Below are 24,624 nucleotides of genomic sequence, written 5' to 3' on the forward strand. Positions count from 1 at the left end.
AGGAGAAGAGATTTTTAAAGATATATTCGATATCCCGAATAAATTTAATGTATAAAAGATGATTCTATAAAAATTTATGGAAAAGATTCTGAAAGAGGGGGAGGGATGGCGGATCGGGTGGAATCCGATGGCGGAAGAGTATCGGGGAATGATCGGGGGGGGAGATTGGGCGATCGAACTGACCGAGGAGGAATGGAACGATTTCCGCCGATTATCGCGACAGTTAAGCGCGACGATGGAAGCGATGAAAGAGGAATTGATGGACGAGGAGAGAATCGCCTGCGAGGCCGAAAGCGATCTCCTCTGGTTAGAAGTGGAGGGATTTCCCGCGAGTTATTCCCTGCGTCTCCTTCTCCATCGCGGTCGTCGTTGCGAGGGAAGCTGGCCGCCAGCCGCGGTCGCCGAACTTTTGCGGGCGATCGATTTTTTTTAAAATGAACAATAGGCGGGAGGTGGAGTGTAGGGTGTAATTTTCTCGAAAATCTCGATTTTTTTTCCGACACTAGATTCTCTCTAAATTGATTTTCCACTCCCCATCTCCTGACTCCTTAACCACACGATAATTTTTGAATTTCACAAGAAGCCTCATGACGCGACAACCGACCTACACCCCCCCGACTTTGCTGAAAAACGGTCTTTCTATGACCCTATATACCGCCTTAAAAGCGAGGGAAACCTGGCAAAATACTAACAGCGATCCCGATCCGATCTATCAAGAAACTATTTTCACCGGCGCGGGAGGGGTTCCGATTTACGGACGGGTGGCGATTCCGGAGAACGCGAGAGGTACGATCGTCGGAACTTACGGCATCACCGGGGATCTCGATAATCAATGGTTTTTGCAACTGTTGGGAAGGAAAGCTTTCGCTCGAAATTACGCGGTGGTGTTGTTCGATTGGCGCGCTCACGGGAAAACGGCGGAGTTATCGCCGACGTTAACTTCTGATGGAATTTACGAGGGGTTAGATTACCTATATATCGCGGAGAAAGCGAAGAAAATGGGCTGTCCGGCTCCTTTTGGGTTCACGGGTTATTCGTTAGGCGGACAGTTGGCATTGTGGGGCGTGAAATCGGCGATGAATACGGAGGGTTTGGAGATTCAGCCCGAAGAAATCGCCGGTGGTGCGGTCATCTGTCCGAGTGTAGATTCTAATCGTTCTCTCTCGTATTTAGTGAAGGATACGTGGGGGAAATATCTGGAAAGATCGATCGCGAAAGAGTTGCGGAAACTGGCGAAACGGATTCATACCGCGCACCCGAACGATATCGACCCGTCAGCGATCGAACGCGCGCGGACGATTTACGGTTTCGATAAAGAATTGGTGATCGAAAAACTCGGTTTCGCGACGGTGGAAGAGTATTACGACGCGAGTAGTCCCCTCCCTTTTCTGCCCTATTTACAGAAACCGACCTTGATTCTCTACGCGACCGACGATCCGATGTTCGCGCCATCTATTATCGAGGATTTACAGGCCGCGAGCGCGAGTAATCCGTTTATCGATTTACAGTTAACGCGTTACGGGGGTCATGTCGGTTATATTAGCGGTCGATCGTGTCAGAAGGAATGGGGGGATAGCGATCGATGGTGGGCGTGGAATCGGGTTCTCGATTGGTTCGATGAGAAAGGAATCGAAAGTTTTTAAAAAAACGAGAAGAATAATTTTCTATAGATAATGAATAATTATGACTACCGATCGAATTTCCGTAATTACCTTTCCGCCACCGTTGGAAAATGGCGATCGATTAACCCGCGTCGAGTTTGAACGACGTTATTCCGCGCATCCGGAACTAAAAAAAGCGGAATTAATCGAGGGAATTGTCTATATAGCCTTACCGGTACGGATCACACACGGAGAATCCCACGCTTCGGCGATCGGATGGTTAGGTTTTTATAAAGCGTTAACTCCCGGTCTACAATTGGGCGATAATTGTACGGTGAGATTGGACAATGAAAACGAGGTTCAACCGGATATTCTATTAAGAATTCAGTCGGGGGGACAATCGATCGTTAGCGAACAGGATTACGTGGAAGGCGCGCCGGAATTGATCGTGGAAATTGCCGCGAGTAGTGTCTCGATCGATCTACACGGTAAATTCCGGGTCTATCAACGCCATCGAGTCCAAGAATATTTAATCTGGCGGGTGTACGATCGGGCGATCGATTGGTTCCGATTACGCGAGGATAACTATGTTCCCTTGCAACCGGATTCAGAGGGCATTATCAAAAGCGAGATTTTCCCCGGATTATGGTTAGATATTCCAGCTTTATTATCGGGAGATCTGGCGAAAGTTTTGGAAGTTTTACAGCGAGGAATCGCTTTACCAGAACATCGAGATTTTGTCAAAAGTTTATTGGAGAATTAATAGTCTCATGTCTATCACGATCGTTTTAAGTCTGGAAATCGAAGCCCGATTACGGGAGAGAGCGCGACAACAAGGACAGGATATCGGTGAAGTCGTGTCCGAGTTATTAACGCGTCAGTTAGAGTGGGAGAGTCAAGATAGTGAAGAAGCGATCGCCGGTATTCAAAAAGGGTTGGACGATTTCGAGAGTGGAAATTCTCGATCGTTCGCCGAGTTCGCGGAAGAATCGAGAACTTTACACGAAACGGGTTAACTGTACTCGATAGCGTTCTTTTTTGGTAATCGACACTTCCCCGACTTCTAGACGACCTTTGCCCCGAAAAGAGATTAGATCTCCCGTTTTGACGTTGTAACTCGATTGGGTTACGTCTTTCCAGTTTACCCGCACGTCTCCCGATTCGATCGCCTCGGCCATTTTACCGCGGGAGATGCCGAACCCGGCAGAAGCGATCGCGTCCAGACGTAGGGAAGCCTCGACGGTGTTGATCTCTTTTTTCTGGGGCGGTCTAATTTTGAGTTCGGTGAGTTCGATCGGGCGGGTTTTCACGGGAACCGATCGAACTTGCACGAGACTGGTTTCGAGAAAATCCACCAATTCGGGAACCACGATCGCCTGCGCCCCCCGTTCGCCGAGTACGATAATATCGCCCACCTTTTCCCGGACGATTCCCGTCCCCAACATCGCGCCGAGAAAATCCCGATGATTGGCGGGATCGAAAAGGAAATTCCCCGCGATATCGACGGCGACGACGGGAATTTCCGTCGTTTCAAAGGGAATATCCACCCGCGCGATGCCTATCCGTTGTCTTTCCGCTTGCGGGTAGCCGCCCCATTTTTGAATAGTTATGTCGGTTAAGCGTCCGAACACTCGATCGATCTCCGCGAGAATCGGTGGCGAGAGAAAATCCGTCACCACCACTTCCCAGGTTCGGATCGCCTGTTCCGCTCGATCGATGACACGGGCGATCTCGTCCCGGTTTTCGACTCCTTTTAATAGTTCATCTCTAGGAAGCATATCGCGTGTGTCGTTGTGATGGGAAAGGTGAGGGAGAGGGGGAGTTTTTGGGGAAAAGGGGGAGGGGAAAAGGGAAAAAGTTACTTTTGGGTTTGTCACCTTTATCCTTTACCCTCTCCTCGCTGACTCCCGACAATCTACTGTTCTAGGGCGTATCCTTGCATATTTTCGGGATTGAAGGGGCGGAGAATTTCTGTCGCTTTATTTTTCAGGCTTTCGGAACCTTGCACGACGATGATATATTTGCCCGCCTGGAGACGGTTGCGGTAGGGAAGCGCGTCCCCGCTACCGGAGGATAAACCCACGCCACCGCCGACGAAAACACTCCCCATCGCGCCGCCGATCGCTCCCGCGAAACCGCCTACAATATGATTGCCCGGTTCTCCCGCCCAATCGAAGGTGTCCAGTCCGGTGATTGCGTTAAAGAGATAACCCCCGGCGAAACCGAAGGGAACCAACCAGATAGCCATGAGCTTGGCGCGTTTTTTCGCCTGTTGGACGGGATCGATAAAACCGAATTCATCGGCGCTTTTATAGCCTTTACCGAGAATGGAGATTTGAGATTGGGGAATTCCCGCGTTTTCGAGGGCGATCGAGGCGGATTCCGCTTGGATGCGATCGGCTAAGACGGCGACGAGATAATTCATATTAAAAATTTTTCAACGGTCCTGATTTTCTATCCTATCAAAGCTTTCGCCCGATCGATCGCTTCGGGTGGGAAGAGCGATCGTTTCTAATACCCGGTTCCCTAAAATTAAAATCTCTCTCTTCCATCGTCTGTCAGAGAGAGTGAATCAATTATTAACTTAGTTTAGGAAGCTAAAAGAATTAGAATGATGATTTTATTGCTCCTCTGGCTTCCTATCTTAATAAAGCTAAGAATCGGCGGCTTTGGGGGCTAACTTGATATTCGTCGCTAGTCCGAGAAATTGTAGTAAGCGGATCGTCATCCAAGTGGTATCGATCTCCCACCATTGCAAACCGTGACGGGCGGAATATTGATAGGCGTGATGGTTATTGTGCCAGCCCTCGCCGAAAGTTAATAACGCTACCCACCAGCAATTTTTCGAGAGATCGTTCGATTCGTGGCTAACATAACCGAATTTGTGGGTCGCACTATTAACGAACCAAGTGAAGTGGAAAACCACGACCAAACGAACGAAAATTCCCCAGATCACGAACGACCAACCGCCGAGCGCGTAGAGAAAGATCCCTAATACGATTTGAATGGGAATGAAATATTTTTGACAGAATTGATAGAAAGGATCGTTCGCGATGTCTTGGGTATAGCGGGTGACATCTTGATCGGCGGGGATGACATGAAGCATCCAACCCATGTGACTCCACCAGAATCCTTTATTGGAATCGTGGGGATCGGGAGCGGTATCGGAATATTTATGATGAATACGATGTAAACCTATCCAAGTAATCGGGCCCCCCTGACAGGCGAGTGTCCCACAGAAAACGAGTATATATTCTAGCCATTTCGGTGTTTGAAAACTCCGATGGGAAACCAATCGATGGAATCCGAGGGTGATGCCGAAGCCACCCGTGACCCAGTACAGGATAAACGCGACTCCCACCGCGTTCCAACTAAAATTGCCCGGCAATAGAGCGAGCAGAGCCACTAGATGGATGAAAGCCATGTAGATGAGAGTCACCCAATCGATCGGTAGTTTTTCTGAAGTAGCGACAGTCATTAATTAATAACCTAACGGAAAACAACAAAACTCAACAGTTAGCCGCCAAATCAAGAGGAATTGACACATAGCGAACTTTAACGATTGAATATTCTTATCGTAGCAAGAATTACAATCTATTTGTCGATGGATAGCGAATCTTTACTTTTTCAGGCGGAACGAACATTAACTCCTATTTTTTCCGACATTGACGCGCTGGTCAAGCAGAATCTCCGTAAAATCCTCACCGCCTTTCGGGAATACCGCGTCGGGGTGCATCATTTCGCGGGGGTTAGCGGGTACGGTCACGACGATCTCGGCCGGGACACCCTCGATAAAGTTTTCGCGCGGGTTGTGGGTGCCGAGAGCGCGGCGGTGCGGGTACAGTTGGTATCGGGAACCCACGCGATCGCCTGCGCTCTCTACGGCACGCTACGGCCGGGAGATGAGATGTTAGCGGTAGCGGGCGCGCCCTACGACACGCTAGAGGAAGTGATCGGCCTGCGGGGGAGCGGTCAGGGGTCGTTACGGGATTTCGGCATCGATTACCGTCAGTTGGAGTTAACGGAGGCGGGATCGATCGATTGGGAGGGATTGGCGACGGCGGTGGGCGATCGCACCCGTTTAGTTTTAATTCAGCGTTCCTGTGGCTATTCGTGGCGGCAGAGTCTATCGATCGAGGAGATCGGCAAAATCGTTCACCTCGTCAAGCGACAGAACCCGAATACCGTCTGTTTTGTCGATAACTGCTACGGGGAATTTATCGAAACCCGCGAACCGACGGACGTGGGGGCGGATCTGATGGCGGGTTCGCTGATTAAAAACCCCGGCGGCACGATCGTCACCGCGGGCGGATATCTCGCCGGGAAAGCGGATCTCGTGGAAGCGGCCGCCTGTCGTCTCACCGCGCCCGGAATCGGTAGCGAGGGGGGCGCGACGTTCGATCAGAATCGTCTGTTGTTTCAAGGGTTATTCCTCGCGCCGGGGATGGTGGGGGAAGCGATGAAGGGTTCTCACCTGATCGCGACCGTTTTCGATAAGCTCGGTTATCCAGTCAATCCCGCGCCGATGGTTCCCCGTCGCGATATTATTCAGGCGGTGAAACTGGGTTCGCCGGAGAAGCTGATCGCCTTCTGTAAGGCGATTCAAGCGTACTCGCCGATCGGTTCCTACCTCGATCCGGTTCCCGCGTTAATGCCCGGCTACGAGAGTCAGGTGGTGATGGCGGGAGGGACGTTTATCGACGGTAGTACCTCGGAATTTTCCGCGGACGGTCCTTTACGGGAACCCTATATCGTTTTCTGTCAGGGAGGGACGCACTGGACGCATATTTCGATCGCTCTGGAGGCGGCGATTCAGGCGTTAGGAACGGATTGACCACTTGAAAACCGTTAGATTCGTCGCGGTCGATTTATACGGCTGACTGTTCGCCAACGCTTTCAATATGGTTCCGTAGAATGGAGTTTATAAGCGTTTTGTAATCTTCGCCTCGCGACTGAAACCAATTGAGAATATCCGGGTCAAGTTGAACGAAACGATCCGCTTGACTCGCGGGAATTCTCAGCGTCGCTTTTTCAAAAAATTCGTCGGTTAGGGGCGTTATATCGGAGTAGTCGATCGAGTCATCGTCCATCGCTTCCAATGCCGTCCCGCGAGAGGTATCGATCGAATCTTTGTCGTTCATGTCGATTTGCCCTTTTTTGAAGGTAGCGATCGCCCGTAAATAAATCACTTCCGAAAGATTTTGATTTTACGAGAGACTTGTCAACTCGATGGTAACGCGGTTACATTCTCATTGACTCTTCCTCGTGAAGCTGACTCATCGCGCGCGGGTAGAGAATTAGAAAAACGAACCACCAGACGAGAATCGGTAGGGATACCAGGATGGTTAACCAAAGAATTCGGGTGATAAACCAAGTTCCCCCGATGAGGGCGATTCCCGTGAGCAGGATCGTCCACGGTTGGCACCATCGGGGTTTTTCGTCCCACACGTTATAGGATTTCGAGTTAGTCATGAGGCTCGATCGAACAAACTAACTCGATTCTAGAGCGATCGCACGCGAAAAATGCCGGGCAATGCTAAAAAAGCTCAAGAATAACACCCCCACCGAGCGCGAGCCGCAATTCATAGCTGAAGCTGTCTAGGTGATCCCTAACGATTCCCCGTGCGGAAATCCCGAAAAAAATGGTTCCGAAAACCCTACCCCCACGATCGAATTCCTTGTCTATCCTGAAAGTGTGGAGAGAAAAAGCTCTCGATCGCTCCCCAATCTCAAACCCTATTCGGAGGTGAATATTATGGCACTCATTCGTTGGGAACCTTTCCGAGAAATCGATACCCTACAAAAAGAAATGAACCGTCTTTTCGATACTCTAGCGCCTACCTCGATCGGGAACGGTGAAAAAACCGGTCTATCCTTTATTCCCGCGGCGGAACTGACCGAAACCCCCGAAGCGGTTAACCTGAAACTGGAAATCCCCGGCATGGAAGCCAATGATTTAAACATAGAAGTAACCGCGGATAGTATTACCGTTAACGGCGAACGGAAATCGGAAACGAAAACCGAAGAAGGCGGAATGACGCGTACCGAATTCCGTTACGGGAAATTCCACCGTCAGATCCCGTTACCGGTTCGGATCGACAATTCCAAAGCGAGTGCCGACTATAAAGATGGCATTCTCCACATCACCCTTCCGAAAGCGGAAGAGGAAAAAAATAAAGTGGTGAAAGTGTCCATCAACACCCCTAGCGGTCAATAATCTTCAATAAGATAGAGGCGGGAATTCTCGAAAGAATCCCCGCCTTTTTCGATCGAGCGTATTCATTTTTAAAAACCGGTGAGGAAGTTCGATTTTCCTAACCGGTCGTCGTTGTTTCGATCGCTCTCTTAACTTTCCGTTAGTTTTTCCCGCGCTCCTTCTAGTCTTTCCTCGGCGGTTTCCATCACCTCGTCGAAGTTTTCTAGAATTTCTCCCGGATGGTTTTCTAAGATTTTCGTCGAGAGGGAAATGCGGTTTTTATAGTCGTCGATCTCGGCGATCACTACTTTAATCGGTTGGCCGACTTTAAAGAAAGTCATCGGGGAATTGAAGGAAGCGCCGGTTACTTGTTTGGCGTGAAGCAAACCCGTTACCCCGCCACAATCGACGAAAACCCCGTAAGGTTGCAGTTTAACGACGGTTCCACTTAATAGTTTACCCACCGCTAACTGACTGATGGCGGCGGCGCGGGCGATCTCGCGTTGGGAGAGAACTAATTTATTATTTTCCCGATCGACCTGAATAAAGGTCGCGGTTAATAACTGTCCGACGAGGGAATCGAGGTCGTTTTTCTCGACTAGGTGCGATCGGGGGATAAATCCCCGCAATCCTTCCACCTCTCCCGTCACACCGCCTTTATTCACTCCCGTGACGCGTACCTGGACGGATTTGCCACTATCGGCGATTTCCGAAACGGTTTCCCAGGCTTTTTCGATTTGCAGTTGTCTCAGGGACAAGGTGACTTGTCCTTCCGCGTCCTGACCGCGGATGATGAGGAAATCGAGTTCCGAGTCGATCGGTAAGATTTCGGCGATCGATCCCTCGTTTGACAGGGAAATTTCTTTTAAGGGGATAAAAGCGGAGGATTTCGCTCCGATATCCACGTAAGCGCCGTCCGACGTGTGTTGATCCACTCGTCCCCGCACGATCTGACCTTTTTCAAATTGATAATCGTATCGATCGAGGGCTTGCGCGAAATCATCCATTGAAAAAGAGGATTTCGACTTGTCAGACGGACTAGAATTCGGGGTCATGGTAGTTGAAGGTTGACAGAAATAAAAATCGATCTGTTTCCAGTGTACGATCGCTCTCCCGGAGACAGGCCATTAAGATTTTAAACGGCTAAATAACTCTAGCACATGACCCCACGCGTCCGCGGCGGCGGAGGGATTATAACTCGCTCTTCGGTCGCAGAAAAAGCCGTGATCCGCGTTCTGGTAGCGAAAAACTCGATGGGGAATCTGGAATCGTTCTAACGCGCTCTCGATCTCGTTCACCTGTTCGACGGGGATACTCGCGTCCGACATCCCGAAGAAAGCGTACATCGTCCCCTGGATATCCGGGGTGCGCGTGACGGTGGGCGCGCCGCCACCGGGGGTCATGGTGGTGATGCCCGCGCCGTAAAAAGAGGCGGTTACGGCTATATCATCGAGCGTGGAGACGAGATAGACGACGTGGCCGCCGAAACAGAAGCCGATCGTTCCCACGCCGTCTTTTTTGACGTTAGGGAGGGTATAGAGGTAATCGATCGTCGCGCGGATATCGCTTTCGAGTTCCGTCGCTTTGGTTTGATCCTTGTACCGGCGACCGATGGTAATATCTTCCGGGGTGTATCCCGTCTCGAAACCGGGGGCTTGTCGCTGATAGATAGCGGGGGCGATCGCTATATACCCCTCGCGGGCGATGCGATCGATCACGTCCCGAATATGGGAGTTCACGCCGAAAATTTCCTGCACGACGATGATCGCGGGATAGGTTTCCCCGTCCGCGGGAGTGGCGAGATAGGCGGAAATCTCTAGGTTTCCATTGGGAATGGTAACGTTTCGGGTTTCGATCGAAATAGTCATAGGTGGGAGTGGGGAGTGGGGAGTGGGGAGTTAGAAGGAGGGATAAATCTTATAGGGGGAGATCCCAGATTGGCACGGGCAAGATGCCTGTTCCACTAATTTCTCCTGTGGGATGGGCTTCTAGCCCGTCGGAATTACAAAAGTGGTCTGCTCACGGTTCGTTTCGGACGCTCCCAGATTGGCACAGGCAAGATGCCTGTTCCACGGTATAGATCACAATACGAATCTTTCTAGCACCGCGGCCACGCCGTCCGCCTCTACACTCGGGGCGACCCAATCGGCGATTTCCTTGACTTCCGGGGGCGCGTCGCCCATCGCCACCCCGAAACCGGCGTAGGTGAGCATGGTGACATCGTTAAAATTATCGCCGATCGCCAGAACATTCCCGGCGTTCAATCCGAGGAATTCTTCGGCGAGAAATTTGGTCGCGCTTCCCTTGGTCGCGTCCCGGTGGGTGACTTCAAAAAAGGTTTTGGTGGATTGGGTGAAATACAGGCCGCCCTCTCGGTAGCGTAGTTGTAAGTCCATCCATAAGCGCTCGATAATCGTCGGATCTTCGCCCATCGCTAAGATTTTTGTCGTTCCGCGCGGGGCTAGGGTTCGTAAGTCGCCGATCGCGACGGGGGTAATACCCGATCGCTGGCGATAGATCTCGGTTTCGACGTTTAACTCCCGCACGTAAAGGGTATCGTCCACGTAGAAGTTAATCGAGAGTTCGGCGCGCCATTCCGGTTGTTCGAGATAATCGAGGAGATCGACGGCGAATTCTTCGGCGATGGGGATATGTCGGTGGATTTTGCCAGAATCCGGTTCCTGTATCCACGCGCCATTGTAGGCGATCAGGGGGAGGGAGGAGTTGATGGCGCGGTGGAAACGGCAGGCCGATCGATACATCCGTCCGGTGGCGATCGCGACGGGGATTCCCTTCGCCTGTACCGCCTCGATCGCGCGGATCACGGGTTCGTTTACCTCGTTGGAAACGCCGGCGATCGTTCCATCGACATCGACCACGATTAATCGAATATCCAAAGTAATCACCCGTTAACTGTAATCAGTGATTAGTGTACCGGCGGTCGGCGATCGGCGTTCGGCTTTTTTCGATCGGGCCGGGGGAGGTATTGCACGATACGGTCTGTTCGGTGAAAGCGATCCTAAAGATTGGCGAGATTGTTTTCGATCGAATGGGGAATCGGTAGCTCTTTTCCCCGCGCGGTGTAGTCTTCGATGAGGAGTTCGAAAACTTCGATCGCGTTGTGTAGGGCTTCGTTGCGGGTGTCGCCGTGAGTGCGCGCGTAGGGACTGAATTCGGGAAGATGCGCCACGAATTTGTTATCCTCTTCCGACCATTGAATGGTGATGCTGTAATGATGATTCATCCGTTATTTCCCTCGTTTATCTTTTCAACAAACCCCGTAGGGTGGATTAGCGAAGCGTAATCCACCACCCCCACCCCAAAACCCAAAAACCATAATCCACCCTCACGCCAACATTTTTACATCGTTATCGGAATGAACGCATTCAAAAAGAATAACGATACTCAAGTTGCTAGTTACAAGTTACAAATCTCGCGCTTTAAACTCTCGTTTTGATCCCCCCTAACCCCCCTTAAAAAGGGGGGGACATGAGAAAAAGCGGGGTGATCGCGGGGGTTGTGGTGCGTTACGCTGTCGCTAACGCACCCTACGGGTGATGATTTGGAGAGCGGCGGGACGGGGAAGACGAGGAAATTCGATTTTCATGGATTCTCTCCCGATGGGGTCATCTGTAAATTAAACTCGACGGGGTTACAGAAACGGGTTTCTCCTTTATAGCGTTTAATGAGGCGCTCGTTATGGGGTTGTGGCGCGTTACGCTGTCGCTAACGCGCCCTACGGGTATTCGGTTCGGGGATGGGTTCTCTTTCGGCTTGCCAGGCTTCTAGATACATTGCGATGATTTCTTCGCCGTTGCGGAGCGCTTCTTCTCGCGTTTTCCCGTGGGTGCAGGGCATAACCACGAATTCACTAAATTCGGGAATCGTGACGAGATAGAGTCGGTCTTCATCCGAACATTGTAGGATCATGCTATATCGATTCATCGTCGTTTTCCTCTATCCAGTTTTTGAATTCATTGAATAACTGTCTTTACGGTTTTTCTCGGGATAACTTCTCGTGATTTTTCCGAACGGTCTTCGTATGGGGGTGATCGCTACCGAAAAACCTCTCGCAAATGTCTAAAGCTCTCCGATACAAAGGTTCCGCTTCCTCGTATCTTTCTAGTGACTCGTAAAGTGCCGCCAGATTGTTGAGACTTTGGGCGACATGGGGATGATCTTCCCCGTAAACCCGTTTCTCGATTGCCAGGGAGCGATCAAACAGGGATTCTGCTTCATTGTACTTTCGCTGTTTATAGTAAAGTGTTGCCAGATTATTGAGAGTTTGAGCGACATCGGGATGCTCCTTTCCTTGGTGATGTTCTCGGATTTTCAGTGAACGAATATAGAAAGATTCCGCCTCATCGTGTCTTCCTTGCTCTTGGTAAAGATCTGCCAGATTCCCAAGACTATGGGCAACATCAAGATGCTCGCCTCCCAACTGCCATTCTCGTATTATCAGCGAGCGAACGTATAAAGATTCCGCCTCGTTGTACTTTCTTTGAGCTTGATAAAGTACGGCTAGATTAGTCAGATTATTGGCAAAATAGGGATGTCCGGTTCCCAACTTCCGCTCTTGGATTTCCAGCGAACGAAGATAAAGAGGTTCTGCCTCATTGTATCTTCCCCACACTTGGTAAAGTGCGGCGAGATTCGCGAGGGTATCGGCAACCTCGGGATGTTCGTCCCCTAACCACCTTTCTCGAATTTTTAGCGAGCGAAGATACAGATATTCCGCCTTATCGTATTTTCCTTGTGCTTCGTAACATATCCCTAAATTATTGAGAGTGGCGGCAACATCGGGATGTTCGTCCCCTAACTGTTGCTCCATGATTTTGATAGATTGAATATACAGGAGTTCCGCGTCGCGGTATTTTCCTTGCCATCGGTAAATTTCTGCCACATTGTTAAAAATTTTAGCGAAATCGGGATGATCGCTTCCGAAACGAGCTTCTACAATTGTCAAACATTGCCGATACAATAGTAGTGCCTCAGTATAGGCGGCCCGGTCATGGTAAAACCGGGCGACGCGATTAAAAGGTACGATCAAATCCTCATCCATCAGCCACGAATTGAGGGCTGTAGCCACTTCCTCTAGATGGGATATAAACATCTGAACTCGCTCGATATCGAAGACGGTGACAGGATAGGGACTCGTTTTAGCAACTTTAACCATCACTCGGCAGAAGCTTTCTTTCCATTCTCCGGCCCGCGGGTATTCCTCGCGCTTGAGGGCGAAAAACTCGCGGATTAGGGGATGCAGTTGATAGAGATCCGCGGACGCGGAGACGATTTTTAGCAAACTCCAGCCGATTAATCCCTCGTCCCGTCTCTCCTCGATTTCCCCCGTATCCTCTCCCTCTAAACAACCTTCCACCAACCACCACGGAATCGGCGCGGACGCGAACAGACTTAACACCGTCGCGAGTTCCCGCGTTTCCCCGTCCAACTCCTGCCACGTCAACTCGAAAGCCTCCGCGATCCCTCGCTGTGCCGTCATGTCCGCCTCGATCCGGCTTAACGCTTTCGTCGCCAAAGGTCTCTGACGCGCCATTCTCTGCCGGAATTCGGAGAGCGATAAAGCCGGTTTCCGCGCCAGATACCGCCCCGCTAACTCCAATCCCAAAGGCAAATATCCCAAATCGGAACATAGAGCCTTCGCGTCCTCGATCTGATTGTCAATTCTCTCGGCTTCTCGATCTTGTAATAGTTTCCTCAATAGTTCTAGAGCCGCTTCCTCGCTTAACTCGTCGAGGGGGATTTTTTGTACCGAAGCCCCCAACCATTTCCGGGTGGTCAGCAGAATTTTAATACTCGAATCGATGGGTAAATAAAGATTAATTTTCTCGTAATCCGGTACATCGTCGAAAATAACCAGCTTATCGCCGTCGCGTTCGCGCCATCTGTCCCAGACGTAGCGAGTTTTCGCCAGGAATTCCAGATCGTCGGGCAAGGTCAAATTCAAACTCGATCGCCCGAAATCGAGAATCTGTAAGCCGATGTCCTCTCCGCAACGCAACCAACACGCGCCCCCGCGATAGGTTCCATCCTCCAACCGTTTCCGCGCGTACTGTAATGCGAGTTCGGTTTTGCCGATGCCGCCCATCCCCGTCACGGCGTAAACACACACGATTCGAGTGTTTTGTAAATGGTTATGTAATCTTTCTAAATCTTTTTCCCGTCCGACAAAATACGGGGTTCCCATTTGCTGGATATTGTGCGGGGGACTGTTCCGCGTCGGCTTGTTCCCCGCAAGCATTTCCGTCAAGATTTCCCCGACTCTCTCCACCCCGCATCCGGTAGGAGATTTCGCCCAATCTAGAAGCGCGTCCACCCGACTCGCCGCATCCGCCTGAACCGGGGGAATAATGCCCGGTGGCACATCCAGCGCGAAGATCAGAGCATTCAAATCCGCGGCAATTAACGCTATTAGGGTTTGTCTGAGTTTTCGAGGCTCCATGCTACCGTGGCCCGATCGCTTTCTCTCATTCTATCGATCGAGAGAGTTGACGGCGATCGAAAATCACTCTTTCTCCGGTGGTTGACCGGCCGCTTTTTCTAACGCCGTCTCGCGCGCGTAGAGAAACAGGGGAAAGGCGAACGCGAAAGCCACGAAAAAACCGAGGAGAATATACAACCAGACGAATTTAACCCCCACCCGTCGCGACTCGATAACCATCCAGCTAAACCCGGTGATACTGGCGATGAACAGATCGAAACTAAGCGATTTCGAGGCGAGATTATCGGAACTTTGGCTGATGAAATCCGCGATAGTACCGGTTCCGAAAAACTGGATATTGTAATACCAGGGGAGCGCGAAACCGAGAATCGCGAGGACTAGGAAGAGAATTCGTTTGAAGCTCACGGGGATTTCGTTCGATCGAGGTTTTCCCGATTGTACCCTAACGTAAGTTGCTAGTTATCAATCTTAGCTGGCCGATCCCCCTAAATCCCCCTTGAAAAGGGGGACTTTTTCTCATTTCCCCCCCTTTTTAAGGGGGGTTAGGGGGGATCGAAACGAGAGTTTATAGCGAGAGACTTGTAACTAGCAACTTTATCGGCGGTCAGCTTTCCGCTTTCAGCTTGGAATTTTTCGATCGCCGTCTAACCGTCACTCGCCAAACGAAAACCCGCGAAAACCTGCCGCGTTCCGGGATCGTACCAATTGCGGAAACTGGCGCGTAGTCCCCAGCGCCGCGTCGCCCAACTCCCCCCGCGAAGTACGCGATGGCGATCGTCGAAATATACTTGCGAGTAGCCTTGATAGGGATAGGGTTTAAAATCCGGATAGGGTGCGAAATTCGAGGTCGTCCACTCCCAAACATTGCCCAGCATATCCACGCAACCGTAGGGACTCGCGCCCGTTTCGTGAGCGTTGACCGGAGTGGTCCAACCGACCCGTAAATCGTGATTACAGGGGGCATCGTCCGAGAAAGTATCGCCCCACGGGTAAATTCGTTTCGATCGATCTTCCCCCTCCCAACTCGCCGCCTTCTCCCATTCCGCCTCGCTGGGAAGACGTTTCCCGACGAAATTCGCGTAAGCCTCGGCCTCGTAAAAACTCACCCCGCAGACGGGATGAAAATCGCGTTTCTCGCACCAATACAAAGGCGCTTCCACCGGATTCTCTCGCAACCATCGCCACCCGTCCGGCGACCACAATTCCGCGCGTCGGTAGCCTCCCGCCTCGATAAAGGCGCGATATTCGGAACACGTTACAGGGTATTTGTCAAGAAAAAAAGTATCGAGTTCGCACCAACGTGGCGATCGCTCGTTATCCTGAGATTCGATCGAATCACTCCCGATCCAAAATTTACCCGCGGGGATCTCGATCGATCGATTCTCGATCGGCACAGGCAAGATGCCAGTTCCACTAAGTTCTCCTGTGGGATGGGCTTCTAGCCCGTCGGAATTACGATGTAATTTCCAGACGATGCAGATCGTTTCGTTATGTTGGCTCTCGTGCTGGATTAACCAACGCCAGAGACGTTCCTGATGATCGATCGGGGCGTTTTCCAGATAGTGAAAAACCTTACTCCGGACGATATCCAGATACTCGCGGAGATTTTCTAAAGAGGGTAAATTCTGGCGTAAAGATTTGGGTAAACCATCTGCGGCGAATAATCGGTGATATTCGGGAAATAACGGCTCGAAACCGGCGAGACGTTCTAGAATCCAGTACGCTTCGGTGTAGGCGATATGGCCGAAATGCCAACCGATCGGGCTAAAATCGGCGTGGGCTTGCGGGGCGAAAAGATCGGGTTCGATACGATCCCAGAGATCGAGCGATCGACTCCTACAGAGCGATAGATCGGCGAGAATCGATTCCCTAAGCGATTGGATGGATAGTAAGGTCAAGATTCTCCCCCACGCGAATCACACTATTTTCCGGGCAACTGTTCCAGTCTCCCCTAAAAAGTGGTTCCGAGGCAATAATCACCGAGTCGGGATAATTCGGATCGTCTCTCAGCCAATAGAGGGAGGGAACGGGATGACGGTTAGAGTAACGGGAGGCTACCAGTTGTTTCCCGTCGCTCAGGATAGTATTCGCCGAAAAATAGGTACTCGCTTTTTTCGCCAGTTCGGTGAGTTGGTGTAGGGCGGACTGGAGGGTAAGGTCTAGGGAATGTTCGGGGAAATTCTGCCACTCGTGGAGGATAAGGGCGAAGATATGCTCGGAATCGGTCGTTCCCTGAATCGATCGATAGATCTCGTCGCTCAATAACTCCCGGACGCGACGGTAAAGGGTTTGGCGGAAATTGTGAATAAACCCGTTATGCACGAACAGCAGGCGATCGAACGTGAACGGCTGACAACTGCTAAAATCTACCGTGGCGGGAGGCGTGGCGCTCCGCACGTAAGCGAGAGTACAACCGGTCTCGACATAACGACTCAGCGAAGGCAGATTGACATCGCCCCAAATAGGAAGAATACTCTGATAGCGATAGGGCGCGGTATCCTTCGTCGGATGATACCACCCCACCCCGAAACCGTCCGCGTTCACGACCCCGGCAGTCATCTCGCGAGGTTGATAACTCTGCACGATTAGCGAGTGTTCCGGTTTGCAGAGAATTCGATCGAGTTCGATCGAGCGTCCGAGATACCCTAGTAAACGACACATATCCCATAGCAGAAACGAGCTTACCGATTTTAGCGTATACGGTTCGCGAAATCTGTTCTCGATCGATCCTCCGGCCCGAAACCCGGAAACCGATCGGCGATCGCCCCCGCTACACTAGAAGAGATCCGTAATTCGCTCAGGAGAGTCCATGACAGCGCGAACCCATCCGGACACGCGAACCCTATACGATCGAGATTTCAACCTCTGGATAGAAGCCACCGCGAAACAACTGCGATCGGGCGAGTTTTCCGAGCTAGATCTAGAGAATCTGATCGAGGAAGTCGAGAGTATGGGCAGAAGTCAAAAACACTCGATCGCGAGTTTACTCGATCGTCTCCTAGAACATCTACTCAAACTAGCCTATTGGGAGTCCGAAAGAGAACGGAACGCTAATCACTGGAACGGGGAAATCAACGTTTTTAGAACCAGAATTTACCGTTTACTCGCCGATAGCCCCAGCTTGAAACCGTATCTCCGCGAGATATTCGAGGACTCTTACGAGGCCGCCCTAGAGACCGTTCAGAAAAAAATGGGCTTGAAAAAAGGCGCGTTACCCTCCGAACCGATTTGTAGTCTCGAACAAACCCTCGATAACGACTGGCTACCCATCGACCTCGACGGGGAATAAGCGTTCGATCGAGCGGGCTTCTCGATCGGTAGAATAGACTAGGGAAGATAATCAACGTTTTTTAGGAGTCAACCGCGCGATGACCCAAGCAACTCAGACACCGAGCAAAGGCATTCAACTCAGCGAGGCCGCTCTCAAACACGTCACGATGTTGAAAGAACAACAGGGAAAAGATCTCTGCCTGCGCGTCGGGGTGCGTCAGGGAGGATGTTCGGGAATGTCCTACATGATGGACTTTGAAGATCCGAGCCAGATCACCGAACACGACGAAGTTTTCGACTACGACGGCTTTAAGCTCGTCTGCGATAAGAAAAGCCTACTCTATCTCTACGGTTTAATGCTCGATTATAGCAACGCCATGATCGGTGGCGGGTTCCAGTTCACCAACCCGAACGCCAATCAGACCTGTGGCTGTGGGAAGTCTTTTGGTGTTTAATGAAAGATCGGGGTGGGGCGACTCACCCCGGTTTATCGTGTGAACGGAAGAAAGACAACCATGACAGAAACTGTCGCCTTTACGTTAGAACAGGGATTAGAAAGATACCAGAACGGGGAAGCCGCCGAAACCCTATTACCCGATTTTAAACAACTGTGCGATCGAGAACCGAAAAACGCCGCCGCTTGGTCTTGTCTCGCCTGGTTATACCTCCTGACCAAAAAGCCGGAACCCGCGTTTAAAGCGGCGCAGAAAAGTGTCAAACTCGATAAAGTCTCCCCCCAACACCGGATCAATCTCGTTCTGGCGATGCTAGAAACGAAAAAGCCCGGAGTCAGAGAGCATATCGACATCGTGAAGCAGATTATCGACCTAAACGCCGATGTTCGCAAAGAAATCGATGAAAATATCGAGGACGGACTGACGCGTAACCCGGACTGGAAAGGATTACAGAAAGTCAAAGCCTGGTTAAACGAGTAATACTAGCGAGTAAGACGATGGAATTCTCGAAAACGGTATTGTTAGGATTGAAAGCGGACGATTTCCGTCACCCGATCGATAAAGAGGCGACGGCTACCCTGAAACAGTTACCCGGACTCGATCTCGCGGTCAGGGGTTTACTCGGTTCGGTCGCGGAAGAATTCTTTTATCTCAACAATATCGCTTCGAGCGTGTTGGTGGGGGAGAAACAATTACCCGACCTCCACAACCTTTTACTAGAAGCCTGTCGCGTTCTCGACCTCGAACCGCCCCAGCTATACGTTCAACAGAATCCCGTCCCCAACGCGTACACCTTCGCCATGCGCGGGAAAAAGCCGTTCATGGTCTTGCATACCTCGCTGATCGAAATGCTGACCCCCGCGGAAACTCAAGCGGTGATGGCCCACGAGTTGGGTCATCTCAAATGCGAACACGGCGTTTATTTAACGCTGGCCAATATTATGGTACTCGCGGCGGGATTACTGCCCAATTGGGGGACGGTGTTGGCGCGGTCTCTACAGGAGAGAATGCTCGCCTGGGTGCGATGCGCGGAGTTTAGTTGCGATCGAGCGGCGCTTCTGGCGGTTCAAGACCCGAAAGTGGTCATGTCGGTCTTGATGAAACTCGCCGGGGGTTCTCCCACTCTAGCGCCCCGACTGAACTTAGAGGCATTCGTCGAACAGGCCCGTTCCTACGACGCGGTGAGCGCCACGGAAATGGGAGAAATGCTGAAAACCGTTCAGGTACAGCCGTTAACCCACCCGTTACCCGTCCTCCGCGCGCGCGAGATCGATCGCTGGGCCGGTTCTCGCGATTATCAAACCTTGCTCGATCGACGCGAGAAAGGCTATAATCGGAAAGCCACTAAGGGCGAATGGCGAAATTGGTAGACGCACCACACTCAAAATGTGGCGAGGTAACCCCTCATGTCGGTTCGAGTCCGACTCCGCCCATTACACTCCGGTTCTCTCGTGTTCGGTGACTCAGTAGATCGACCCGATCGAGGTATATAACTTTTTATCCCGTAGATCCAGAACCCCGAGAATTTGGTCGTTAAATTTATAGCGACACTTATCCGACTTTTTCGCTTCCTCCGGTGACATCAATTCCGAACAGTGAAGCGTACCGGTCGCGTTTTCACAGAGACTCGTTTGATTTTCCCCCGCGGTTAACACGTCCGAACCGACCGTTTTACAGAGAAAATATCCCGACTTAGCCGAGATAGGAATCCCGTTTTTAGCATTATCAAACGGGAGTTTCGCCAACACTTTCGGGGGAACCGGAAGCTTTCGCCAACCGTCGCGATCTCCTTCCCTGACAATGTTTTCCACTTGTGAATCGGAGAGTTGAAAAACCGCCCGTATTTGCAATCCCTCGCGCGAGCGCGGAGACGGAACCCGTATGGCCGGTTAACGTTTTCCGACATCGATCGCTACCGATTTACAAGAATTTCGAGAGTTTTGTCAGTCCATCCGGGTAAAGGCCGTTACCGTATTGGCGTGTCTTTGCCAGCGATCGCGTTTTCTGCCCGTAGGATCTTGATCGATCGTTCCCGCGATGTCCCGTCCACTCATTCATCAATATCAAGATTGACAAAAGTATCGTTTTTCTGTTGAAAAACTCTAGCTAGTTCCTCGTAACATCGACGACTGGCAGAACGTGAGGGAAATGTCTCGGCAATTTTTAAACACTCATCTCTAAACTGGATTAGTTCGGGAACTGGTTGTTGCGGAGCTACCCCCATTACACCAGTCCATGATACTCCCAGTAAGTTGCCTAGCACGGATAGGAAGCAATCCTCACTAATTTCATACGCTTTAGAAGTTAGATTGGCTATAAAATCTACTTGTTCGAGAACTAATGAACGGGGAGCTTTTGAAAGAAAATAGCTAGACCCTTTAATTTTCTCCGCATCTTCTGAATTAATCCATTCACTCAGAACTTCCAAGCTTGTTGAAGAAAATTTTGGATTTTTGTCGTCTCTTAATATCGAGAGATCTTGAAATAAACTTGGTATAAAATAACGCTCGTATTCTCCATCAAAAAATTTATCCCTTACTTGTCGAAGTAAATTAGAATATACCTCTGGCTCTGGTGAGGGGACAAAAATTTTATAAGTATCATCGGAAGGAATCGGGGTATAGCTAAAACTCGTATTAGCGTATTGATTGCGAATACGATCGAGAAGAAATTGAATCACGGCAAGAGGACTGCGTTGAAAAACGACACGTAAAAATTTTTTAATTTCACGAATATTAATACTGGGAATGATTAAAAGCTTATTCAAAAACAATTCCACTTCCTTGTCTGACAAATATTCGGAAAAAAGACCGTAATATTTTCCGAGATCGCCGTACAATCGTCTGGCTAGTTCGGTATTATCTCCAATGTCAACATTTAAAATAAGTGTTTTCATTAAATCTGGTTTTTCACTAGCTATTATACCGATAGAATAGATTGTAGCTCCTTTGACATTAAAGTTGTCGCTAGATAATAGACTTGATAGTATAGAAAGATCTTCGTCTCGTAAACTCTTAGCCCAGAAAGCATAACTTCTAGCAATTGATGAAAGAACAGGAACCGAACCATTATCGATAGCTCGTCTAATTAGATGGATGGCAGTATCTAAATCATTCGCTCTAAGGTGGCTACAGAAAAAACCAAAATAATTAGCTATTGGGGAATCAGAAATCTCTAAGGTTGCCTCACAGATTTCAACCAGTGTTTGCATTTTAAGTTTTGGAATTAAACAATTTAAAAAAGGAAATTTTAAATAATAAGCGTCTTTCCATTTGAGAGTATTCTCTATTTCCAAGCACTTCTGGTTAATTTTTTGTATCATGGCTTGAGGCGATTTGTATTTTTTCAAGAATATCTCTTGGCAATATTCTTCTGCTATGGCTTGTATTCTTTCAGGTCGTGCACTATAGTAGTCACTGCCGTATAAATCAAATTTGCCTTTATTATTTATCAACCAATCTAAAGCTTCATGGTTGATCAGGAGACCCACCAATCGCAGGTCATCTGTATCGGGAATACATTGGGTAATATGTACGGCTTTTTCTCGAACTTGTTGTGAATAGCCCCGATGTATGTGCCAATCTAGTATACTAACCACTTTTAAATGTATAATAGGGTCATGGTTAGAATTAACTAATTTTTCGATGATTTCTAAAATAATTAATTGCTCGGATACCCATTTCTCGCAAAGTTCTTCGTTCCTCTTACCGCTACGAGTTTGAAGTTCTATAAGTGCATTATCCAAACTTTCCAAGGCTCTAATAGTTACTTTTATATCGAATTTTAAACATTCTTCGATTAATTTTAGTGCTTGTTCACGAATTGTTGGTGCAAATTCAGGATTGAGAAGATAAAATTCGCTATGGATTGTCCAGTTCTCCATATAAATATCTTCAATGTCTTTTTTTAAAATTTCATCCAAAATACTCAATGCTAAAGGATAATAATTATCATTGTCGATACTGGTCAGCCATCGAGATACAGCACTAACAATAATTTGTTGGCTTTCTCGTTCTTTGTATTTTTCATACTTTGCGAAATCTTGCAAAATCCGAAGAGCATGATCGGGATACTGACTTAAATCTCGATTATCTTTTTTACCAATTTCCCAAAGTAGATCGCAACACTCGGGAAGATAGTAAATTGTATAACCAACCATCTTAAGAAGGGGAGGAATTTTTGTTAGATGTAAACCTTTAATTTCTTCGCTCTCTTCTTTCTCAACAGGATTATTGAGCGCAATTTTAATTAACTTGAAAACCCGTTTAGGCTGATAGTAAGCAACCTTGTTTAAATTGCCTAGAAAATAGTATTTCTCCCGACTAGACAATTGTTGGTAGCGTTGTTCGATTATATTCCAAACGTCATCGAGTAAATCGGTTTCCGCTCGATTGATTTGACGAATACGCCAATCTAGTTCAGACACGTTGACTAAAAAGTTATAAAAAATCCCAGAATGCGATTCAAATAAATCAAAAATTTCTTGTATATAATTCGTGGAAAAGCCCTGCCAACAAGCCGTACCTAAAATATGATCCGATAAAATATCTGGTGTAATCCGTATTTTGTTTCGTGTTCGTAACAGAATTCCAGTATTTTCCAAAGTACCAATATATCTCTTTAATTGAGATTGTTTAACAGTAAGATAGTGAGAAGCTAGTTGATAAAACTCACTATCTTCTTGTGGAATAGGAGCTAGGGCAGAAATAAACTGTAAGATCTGTTGACATATATCTGGAAGGATGCGATCGCTTATTTTCCCGATTATCTCTTCCTGAAATTTATTCAGAACAGACTCACGAAATTTATCATTTTGTTCGAGTAAACTTGGCTGTATTTGATGTTGGGCGATTAATTTTCCAGCGACAACTGTTATTAAAGGACAGTCCTTGGTGAGATCGGCTAATATTCGTGAGTAATCTACATACTCTTGTCCTAAAGATTCTTTAGCTAATTCTTTGATTTCGTCATAATTTAAAGGCTCTAGCTTTTCTAGATTCATGATATCTTCTAGATCGAACTTAGAATGTGTTAAGTTTGATTTTAGAAAATCTAATCCTTGAGGTCGAGATGAAAAAATTAATTTGAATTTTTGATATTGAGATCGCTGTTGAATATAAATAAGCAAATTAGATAAACCCTCTTTTCGATGAGCGTCATCGACAACAACAACGCAATTGACTTGAGTTGGTAATTCATCAATGCTCTCTCTTGTGATTGATTCAGTCATCAAAAATCGTAGCTCCCAATTGGGATGATATTGCTCGAATTCTTCCGAGAATCGATGAAGAAGTTTCGATTTACCACTTCCGCCGATACCCGTAAAGATAGCGACTTTTTGAGCGTCAGAATCTATAAATTGATGTAATTCTTCGAGGATTGATTTTCTGCCGACAAATGACCAACAATGATGAAAGAGACGATCTTGATCTAATAAGCTTTGAAAAAAAGTTTCTGGCGAAACAAAGGTTTCTAGTCCGGACAAACCTAAAAAAGCTCTACGCCAAGCCGCACCAAAATGATCTTCCACTAAACGGCGTGAAATATCTTTATCTAATTCTCTAACTCTTACAGAAATATCTCGTACATCCCAACATTTCCAATTAGAATGTTTGTCGATTTCGTCTATAACCTTAGAACTTGCTTCACAGCTTAATAACAATATGTATTTATCCGTCTCGTAGGTGGTCTGTTCAATAGCTTTTTTTACATTAGCTTCGGTGAAGTTTTTATATCGCTTACACTGAAAAGCCCAACAAGTACCATCCGTCTGCCGTGCGATAATATCAATACCTCTTTGAAAATCGCCCTTTCTTCCATAGCGATTTGCGATCTCGGTTGTTCCGAATTGAGAGATCAGATCGTGGCAAAAGGCTTCAAATCTATCCCATGACCAATTGGGGTCATTTAAAGGTAGATTTTCAGGGCGAGGATCGACCGGTGGGGAAATCATGGGCAATACTTAACGCTGTGACCTAATGACCGTGAGGCGCGCATATCCCTAGTATAGACGATCTATGCTAAAGTGTCCAGCCCGATCGAACAGGATAATCTTCCATCCTTAGAAAGCCGATCGATCAGTAGATCGACCCGATCGAGGTATATAACTTTTTATCCCGTAGATCCAGAACCCCGAGAATTTGGTCGTTAAATTTATAGCGACACTTATCCGACTTTTTCGCTTCCTCCGGTGACATCAATTCCGAACAGTGAAGCGTACCGGTCGCGTTTTCACAGAGACTCGTTTGATTTTCCCCCGCGGTTAACACGTCCGAACCGACCGTTTTACAGAGAAAATATCCCGACTTAGCCGAGATAGGAATCCCGTTTTTAGCATTATCAAACGGGAGTTTCGCCAACACTTCCGGGGGAACCGGAAGCTTTCGCCAACCGTCGCGATCTCCTTCCTTGACAATGTTTTCCACTTGTGTATCGGAGAGTTGGAAAACCGCCCGTATTCGCAACCCCTCGCGCTGTCCGAAACCCACCATACCCGGATAGCCATCGTACTCCAGTAACGCGGTTTCTTCCGGTAGGTTAAAATGACGGCGAACCTCGCGTCGATCGCTGACATCCTGTGATTCACAACCGGCTAACGCGAGGGTCAAAAAAACGATCGAGACGGCAAAAAATCCGCGCATG

The 24,624-nt window shown here is 48.7% G+C and carries 27 protein-coding genes and 1 tRNA gene; 11 read left to right on the forward strand and 17 right to left on the reverse strand.

The window, feature by feature from the left end; translation table 11 throughout:
- Window positions 1–76 precede the first annotated feature (76 nt).
- The 4 genes from V0288_RS02745 to V0288_RS02760 all read left to right on the forward strand — a co-directional run bounded on the left by V0288_RS02745 (window position 77) and on the right by V0288_RS02760 (window position 2,617).
- Complete coding sequence (locus tag V0288_RS02745; protein ID WP_332863481.1) at window positions 77–433, forward strand: DUF1818 family protein; 357 nt, start codon at window positions 77–79, stop codon at window positions 431–433.
- A gap of 154 nt (window positions 434–587) precedes the next feature.
- The gene (locus V0288_RS02750; RefSeq protein ID WP_332863482.1) at window positions 588–1,643 is read left to right on the forward strand and encodes a YheT family hydrolase; all 1,056 of its coding nucleotides are present in this window, start codon (window positions 588–590) and stop codon (window positions 1,641–1,643) included.
- A gap of 40 nt (window positions 1,644–1,683) precedes the next feature.
- Window positions 1,684–2,364, forward strand: coding sequence for a Uma2 family endonuclease (locus V0288_RS02755; protein WP_332863483.1), 681 nt, complete (start codon window positions 1,684–1,686; stop codon window positions 2,362–2,364).
- A gap of 7 nt (window positions 2,365–2,371) precedes the next feature.
- Window positions 2,372–2,617 (forward strand): hypothetical protein, encoded by a 246-nt coding sequence (locus V0288_RS02760; RefSeq protein ID WP_332863484.1) that lies wholly within the window; start codon window positions 2,372–2,374, stop codon window positions 2,615–2,617.
- On the opposite strand, the gene V0288_RS02765 is transcribed toward V0288_RS02760, so the two are convergent.
- The 3 genes from V0288_RS02765 to V0288_RS02775 all read right to left on the reverse strand — a co-directional run bounded on the left by V0288_RS02765 (window position 2,600) and on the right by V0288_RS02775 (window position 5,079).
- Window positions 2,600–3,379, reverse strand: coding sequence for a photosystem II electron transport protein, Sll1252 family (locus V0288_RS02765; RefSeq protein ID WP_332863485.1), 780 nt, complete (start codon window positions 3,377–3,379; stop codon window positions 2,600–2,602). The two genes, V0288_RS02760 and V0288_RS02765, sit on opposite strands and share 18 nt — an antisense overlap.
- Window positions 3,380–3,516: 137 nt before the next feature.
- Window positions 3,517–4,026 (reverse strand): hypothetical protein, encoded by a 510-nt coding sequence (locus V0288_RS02770; RefSeq protein ID WP_332863486.1) that lies wholly within the window; start codon window positions 4,024–4,026, stop codon window positions 3,517–3,519.
- 228 nt (window positions 4,027–4,254) lie between these two features.
- Window positions 4,255–5,079, reverse strand: a complete 825-nt coding sequence (locus V0288_RS02775; protein ID WP_332863487.1) for an acyl-CoA desaturase — start codon at window positions 5,077–5,079, stop codon at window positions 4,255–4,257.
- A gap of 126 nt (window positions 5,080–5,205) precedes the next feature.
- On the opposite strand from V0288_RS02775, the gene V0288_RS02780 reads away from it, so the two are divergent.
- Window positions 5,206–6,435 (forward strand): methionine gamma-lyase family protein, encoded by a 1,230-nt coding sequence (locus V0288_RS02780; protein ID WP_332863488.1) that lies wholly within the window; start codon window positions 5,206–5,208, stop codon window positions 6,433–6,435.
- A 34-nt stretch (window positions 6,436–6,469) separates the two neighbouring features.
- Here the strand turns inward: V0288_RS02780 and V0288_RS02785 are convergent, their stop codons facing one another.
- Window positions 6,470–6,742, reverse strand: coding sequence for a BrnA antitoxin family protein (locus tag V0288_RS02785; protein ID WP_332863489.1), 273 nt, complete (start codon window positions 6,740–6,742; stop codon window positions 6,470–6,472).
- Between the two features lie 100 nt (window positions 6,743–6,842).
- Window positions 6,843–7,073, reverse strand: coding sequence for a DUF6737 family protein (locus tag V0288_RS02790; protein ID WP_332863490.1), 231 nt, complete (start codon window positions 7,071–7,073; stop codon window positions 6,843–6,845).
- Between the two features lie 283 nt (window positions 7,074–7,356).
- Here V0288_RS02790 and V0288_RS02795 point away from each other — a divergent pair, with 283 nt between their 5' ends.
- A complete protein-coding gene (locus V0288_RS02795; protein WP_332863491.1) occupies window positions 7,357–7,818 on the forward strand; it encodes an Hsp20/alpha crystallin family protein in 462 nt (153 codons plus the stop codon).
- 128 nt (window positions 7,819–7,946) lie between these two features.
- Here V0288_RS02795 and V0288_RS02800 read toward each other — a convergent pair whose 3' ends face one another.
- From V0288_RS02800 to egtC, 9 genes are all read right to left on the reverse strand, one after another.
- Complete coding sequence (locus V0288_RS02800; protein ID WP_422661875.1) at window positions 7,947–8,804, reverse strand: S1 RNA-binding domain-containing protein; 858 nt, start codon at window positions 8,802–8,804, stop codon at window positions 7,947–7,949.
- Between the two features lie 120 nt (window positions 8,805–8,924).
- On the reverse strand, window positions 8,925–9,665 hold the full coding sequence (locus V0288_RS02805; RefSeq protein ID WP_332863493.1) for a dienelactone hydrolase family protein: 741 nt from the start codon (window positions 9,663–9,665) through the stop codon (window positions 8,925–8,927).
- A 213-nt stretch (window positions 9,666–9,878) separates the two neighbouring features.
- On the reverse strand, window positions 9,879–10,694 hold the full coding sequence (locus tag V0288_RS02810) for a Cof-type HAD-IIB family hydrolase (RefSeq protein ID WP_422661876.1): 816 nt from the start codon (window positions 10,692–10,694) through the stop codon (window positions 9,879–9,881).
- A 122-nt stretch (window positions 10,695–10,816) separates the two neighbouring features.
- Window positions 10,817–11,041 carry a type II toxin-antitoxin system HicB family antitoxin gene (locus tag V0288_RS02815; RefSeq protein ID WP_332863495.1) on the reverse strand — a complete coding sequence of 75 codons (225 nt, stop codon included), beginning with the start codon at window positions 11,039–11,041 and terminating at the stop codon, window positions 10,817–10,819.
- 482 nt (window positions 11,042–11,523) lie between these two features.
- Complete coding sequence (locus V0288_RS02820) at window positions 11,524–11,742, reverse strand: type II toxin-antitoxin system HicB family antitoxin (RefSeq protein ID WP_332863496.1); 219 nt, start codon at window positions 11,740–11,742, stop codon at window positions 11,524–11,526.
- 46 nt (window positions 11,743–11,788) lie between these two features.
- Window positions 11,789–14,206, reverse strand: coding sequence for a tetratricopeptide repeat protein (locus tag V0288_RS02825; protein WP_332863497.1), 2,418 nt, complete (start codon window positions 14,204–14,206; stop codon window positions 11,789–11,791).
- Window positions 14,207–14,320: 114 nt separating this feature from the next.
- On the reverse strand, window positions 14,321–14,662 hold the full coding sequence (locus V0288_RS02830) for a DUF2834 domain-containing protein (RefSeq protein ID WP_332863498.1): 342 nt from the start codon (window positions 14,660–14,662) through the stop codon (window positions 14,321–14,323).
- 239 nt (window positions 14,663–14,901) lie between these two features.
- Window positions 14,902–16,155 carry an SUMF1/EgtB/PvdO family nonheme iron enzyme gene (locus tag V0288_RS02835; RefSeq protein ID WP_332863499.1) on the reverse strand — a complete coding sequence of 418 codons (1,254 nt, stop codon included), beginning with the start codon at window positions 16,153–16,155 and terminating at the stop codon, window positions 14,902–14,904.
- Window positions 16,127–16,918, reverse strand: coding sequence for an ergothioneine biosynthesis protein EgtC (gene egtC, locus V0288_RS02840; protein WP_332863500.1), 792 nt, complete (start codon window positions 16,916–16,918; stop codon window positions 16,127–16,129). The genes V0288_RS02835 and egtC overlap by 29 nt, the downstream gene beginning before the upstream one ends.
- A 148-nt stretch (window positions 16,919–17,066) precedes the next feature.
- Here egtC and V0288_RS02845 point away from each other — a divergent pair, with 148 nt between their 5' ends.
- The 5 genes from V0288_RS02845 (at window position 17,067) to V0288_RS02865 (ending at window position 19,415) form a co-directional block, all read left to right on the forward strand.
- Entirely contained in the window at window positions 17,067–17,546 is a 480-nt protein-coding gene (locus tag V0288_RS02845; RefSeq protein ID WP_332863501.1) for a DUF29 domain-containing protein, read from the forward strand.
- Window positions 17,547–17,625: 79 nt separating this feature from the next.
- Window positions 17,626–17,982 (forward strand): HesB/IscA family protein, encoded by a 357-nt coding sequence (locus V0288_RS02850; protein WP_332863502.1) that lies wholly within the window; start codon window positions 17,626–17,628, stop codon window positions 17,980–17,982.
- A gap of 60 nt (window positions 17,983–18,042) precedes the next feature.
- On the forward strand, window positions 18,043–18,462 hold the full coding sequence (locus tag V0288_RS02855; protein ID WP_332863503.1) for a tetratricopeptide repeat protein: 420 nt from the start codon (window positions 18,043–18,045) through the stop codon (window positions 18,460–18,462).
- Window positions 18,463–18,479: 17 nt separating this feature from the next.
- Window positions 18,480–19,352, forward strand: a complete 873-nt coding sequence (locus V0288_RS02860; protein ID WP_332863504.1) for a M48 family metallopeptidase — start codon at window positions 18,480–18,482, stop codon at window positions 19,350–19,352.
- Window positions 19,331–19,415, forward strand: a tRNA-Leu gene (locus V0288_RS02865). The genes V0288_RS02860 and V0288_RS02865 overlap by 22 nt, the downstream gene beginning before the upstream one ends.
- Before the next feature lie 30 nt (window positions 19,416–19,445).
- On the opposite strand, the gene V0288_RS02870 is transcribed toward V0288_RS02865, so the two are convergent.
- The 3 genes from V0288_RS02870 to V0288_RS02880 form a co-directional block, all read right to left on the reverse strand.
- The gene (locus tag V0288_RS02870; RefSeq protein ID WP_332863505.1) at window positions 19,446–19,793 is read right to left on the reverse strand and encodes a hypothetical protein; all 348 of its coding nucleotides are present in this window, start codon (window positions 19,791–19,793) and stop codon (window positions 19,446–19,448) included.
- Between the two features lie 239 nt (window positions 19,794–20,032).
- Window positions 20,033–23,935: a restriction endonuclease gene (locus V0288_RS02875; RefSeq protein WP_332863507.1), complete on the reverse strand. Its 3,903-nt coding sequence runs from the start codon at window positions 23,933–23,935 to the stop codon at window positions 20,033–20,035.
- Window positions 23,936–24,059: 124 nt separating this feature from the next.
- The gene (locus V0288_RS02880; protein ID WP_332863508.1) at window positions 24,060–24,623 is read right to left on the reverse strand and encodes a hypothetical protein; all 564 of its coding nucleotides are present in this window, start codon (window positions 24,621–24,623) and stop codon (window positions 24,060–24,062) included.
- Window position 24,624: the final 1 nt, after the last annotated feature.

The sequence above is a fragment of the Pannus brasiliensis CCIBt3594 genome (assembly GCF_036688125.1).
GTDB lineage: Bacteria > Cyanobacteriota > Cyanobacteriia > Cyanobacteriales > Microcystaceae > Pannus > Pannus brasiliensis.

Excerpts from the sequence above, each read along its gene's own strand:
- V0288_RS02745 (WP_332863481.1), top strand. The coding sequence starts at position 77 with ATGGAAAAGATTCTGAAAGAGGGGGAGGGATGGCGGATCGGGTGGAAT.
- V0288_RS02750 (WP_332863482.1), top strand. The coding sequence starts at position 588 with ATGACGCGACAACCGACCTACACCCCCCCGACTTTGCTGAAAAACGGT.
- V0288_RS02755 (WP_332863483.1), top strand. The coding sequence starts at position 1,684 with ATGACTACCGATCGAATTTCCGTAATTACCTTTCCGCCACCGTTGGAA.
- V0288_RS02760 (WP_332863484.1), top strand. The coding sequence starts at position 2,372 with ATGTCTATCACGATCGTTTTAAGTCTGGAAATCGAAGCCCGATTACGG.
- V0288_RS02765 (WP_332863485.1), bottom strand. The coding sequence starts at position 3,379 with ATGCTTCCTAGAGATGAACTATTAAAAGGAGTCGAAAACCGGGACGAG.
- V0288_RS02770 (WP_332863486.1), bottom strand. The coding sequence starts at position 4,026 with ATGAATTATCTCGTCGCCGTCTTAGCCGATCGCATCCAAGCGGAATCC.
- V0288_RS02775 (WP_332863487.1), bottom strand. The coding sequence starts at position 5,079 with ATGACTGTCGCTACTTCAGAAAAACTACCGATCGATTGGGTGACTCTC.
- V0288_RS02780 (WP_332863488.1), top strand. The coding sequence starts at position 5,206 with ATGGATAGCGAATCTTTACTTTTTCAGGCGGAACGAACATTAACTCCT.
- V0288_RS02785 (WP_332863489.1), bottom strand. The coding sequence starts at position 6,742 with ATGAACGACAAAGATTCGATCGATACCTCTCGCGGGACGGCATTGGAA.
- V0288_RS02790 (WP_332863490.1), bottom strand. The coding sequence starts at position 7,073 with ATGACTAACTCGAAATCCTATAACGTGTGGGACGAAAAACCCCGATGG.
- V0288_RS02795 (WP_332863491.1), top strand. The coding sequence starts at position 7,357 with ATGGCACTCATTCGTTGGGAACCTTTCCGAGAAATCGATACCCTACAA.
- V0288_RS02800 (WP_422661875.1), bottom strand. The coding sequence starts at position 8,804 with ATGGATGATTTCGCGCAAGCCCTCGATCGATACGATTATCAATTTGAA.
- V0288_RS02805 (WP_332863493.1), bottom strand. The coding sequence starts at position 9,665 with ATGACTATTTCGATCGAAACCCGAAACGTTACCATTCCCAATGGAAAC.
- V0288_RS02815 (WP_332863495.1), bottom strand. The coding sequence starts at position 11,041 with ATGAATCATCATTACAGCATCACCATTCAATGGTCGGAAGAGGATAAC.
- V0288_RS02820 (WP_332863496.1), bottom strand. The coding sequence starts at position 11,742 with ATGAATCGATATAGCATGATCCTACAATGTTCGGATGAAGACCGACTC.
- egtC (WP_332863500.1), bottom strand. The coding sequence starts at position 16,918 with ATGTGTCGTTTACTAGGGTATCTCGGACGCTCGATCGAACTCGATCGA.
- V0288_RS02845 (WP_332863501.1), top strand. The coding sequence starts at position 17,067 with ATGACAGCGCGAACCCATCCGGACACGCGAACCCTATACGATCGAGAT.
- V0288_RS02850 (WP_332863502.1), top strand. The coding sequence starts at position 17,626 with ATGACCCAAGCAACTCAGACACCGAGCAAAGGCATTCAACTCAGCGAG.
- V0288_RS02855 (WP_332863503.1), top strand. The coding sequence starts at position 18,043 with ATGACAGAAACTGTCGCCTTTACGTTAGAACAGGGATTAGAAAGATAC.
- V0288_RS02860 (WP_332863504.1), top strand. The coding sequence starts at position 18,480 with ATGGAATTCTCGAAAACGGTATTGTTAGGATTGAAAGCGGACGATTTC.
- V0288_RS02875 (WP_332863507.1), bottom strand. The coding sequence starts at position 23,935 with ATGATTTCCCCACCGGTCGATCCTCGCCCTGAAAATCTACCTTTAAAT.
- V0288_RS02880 (WP_332863508.1), bottom strand. The coding sequence starts at position 24,623 with ATGCGCGGATTTTTTGCCGTCTCGATCGTTTTTTTGACCCTCGCGTTA.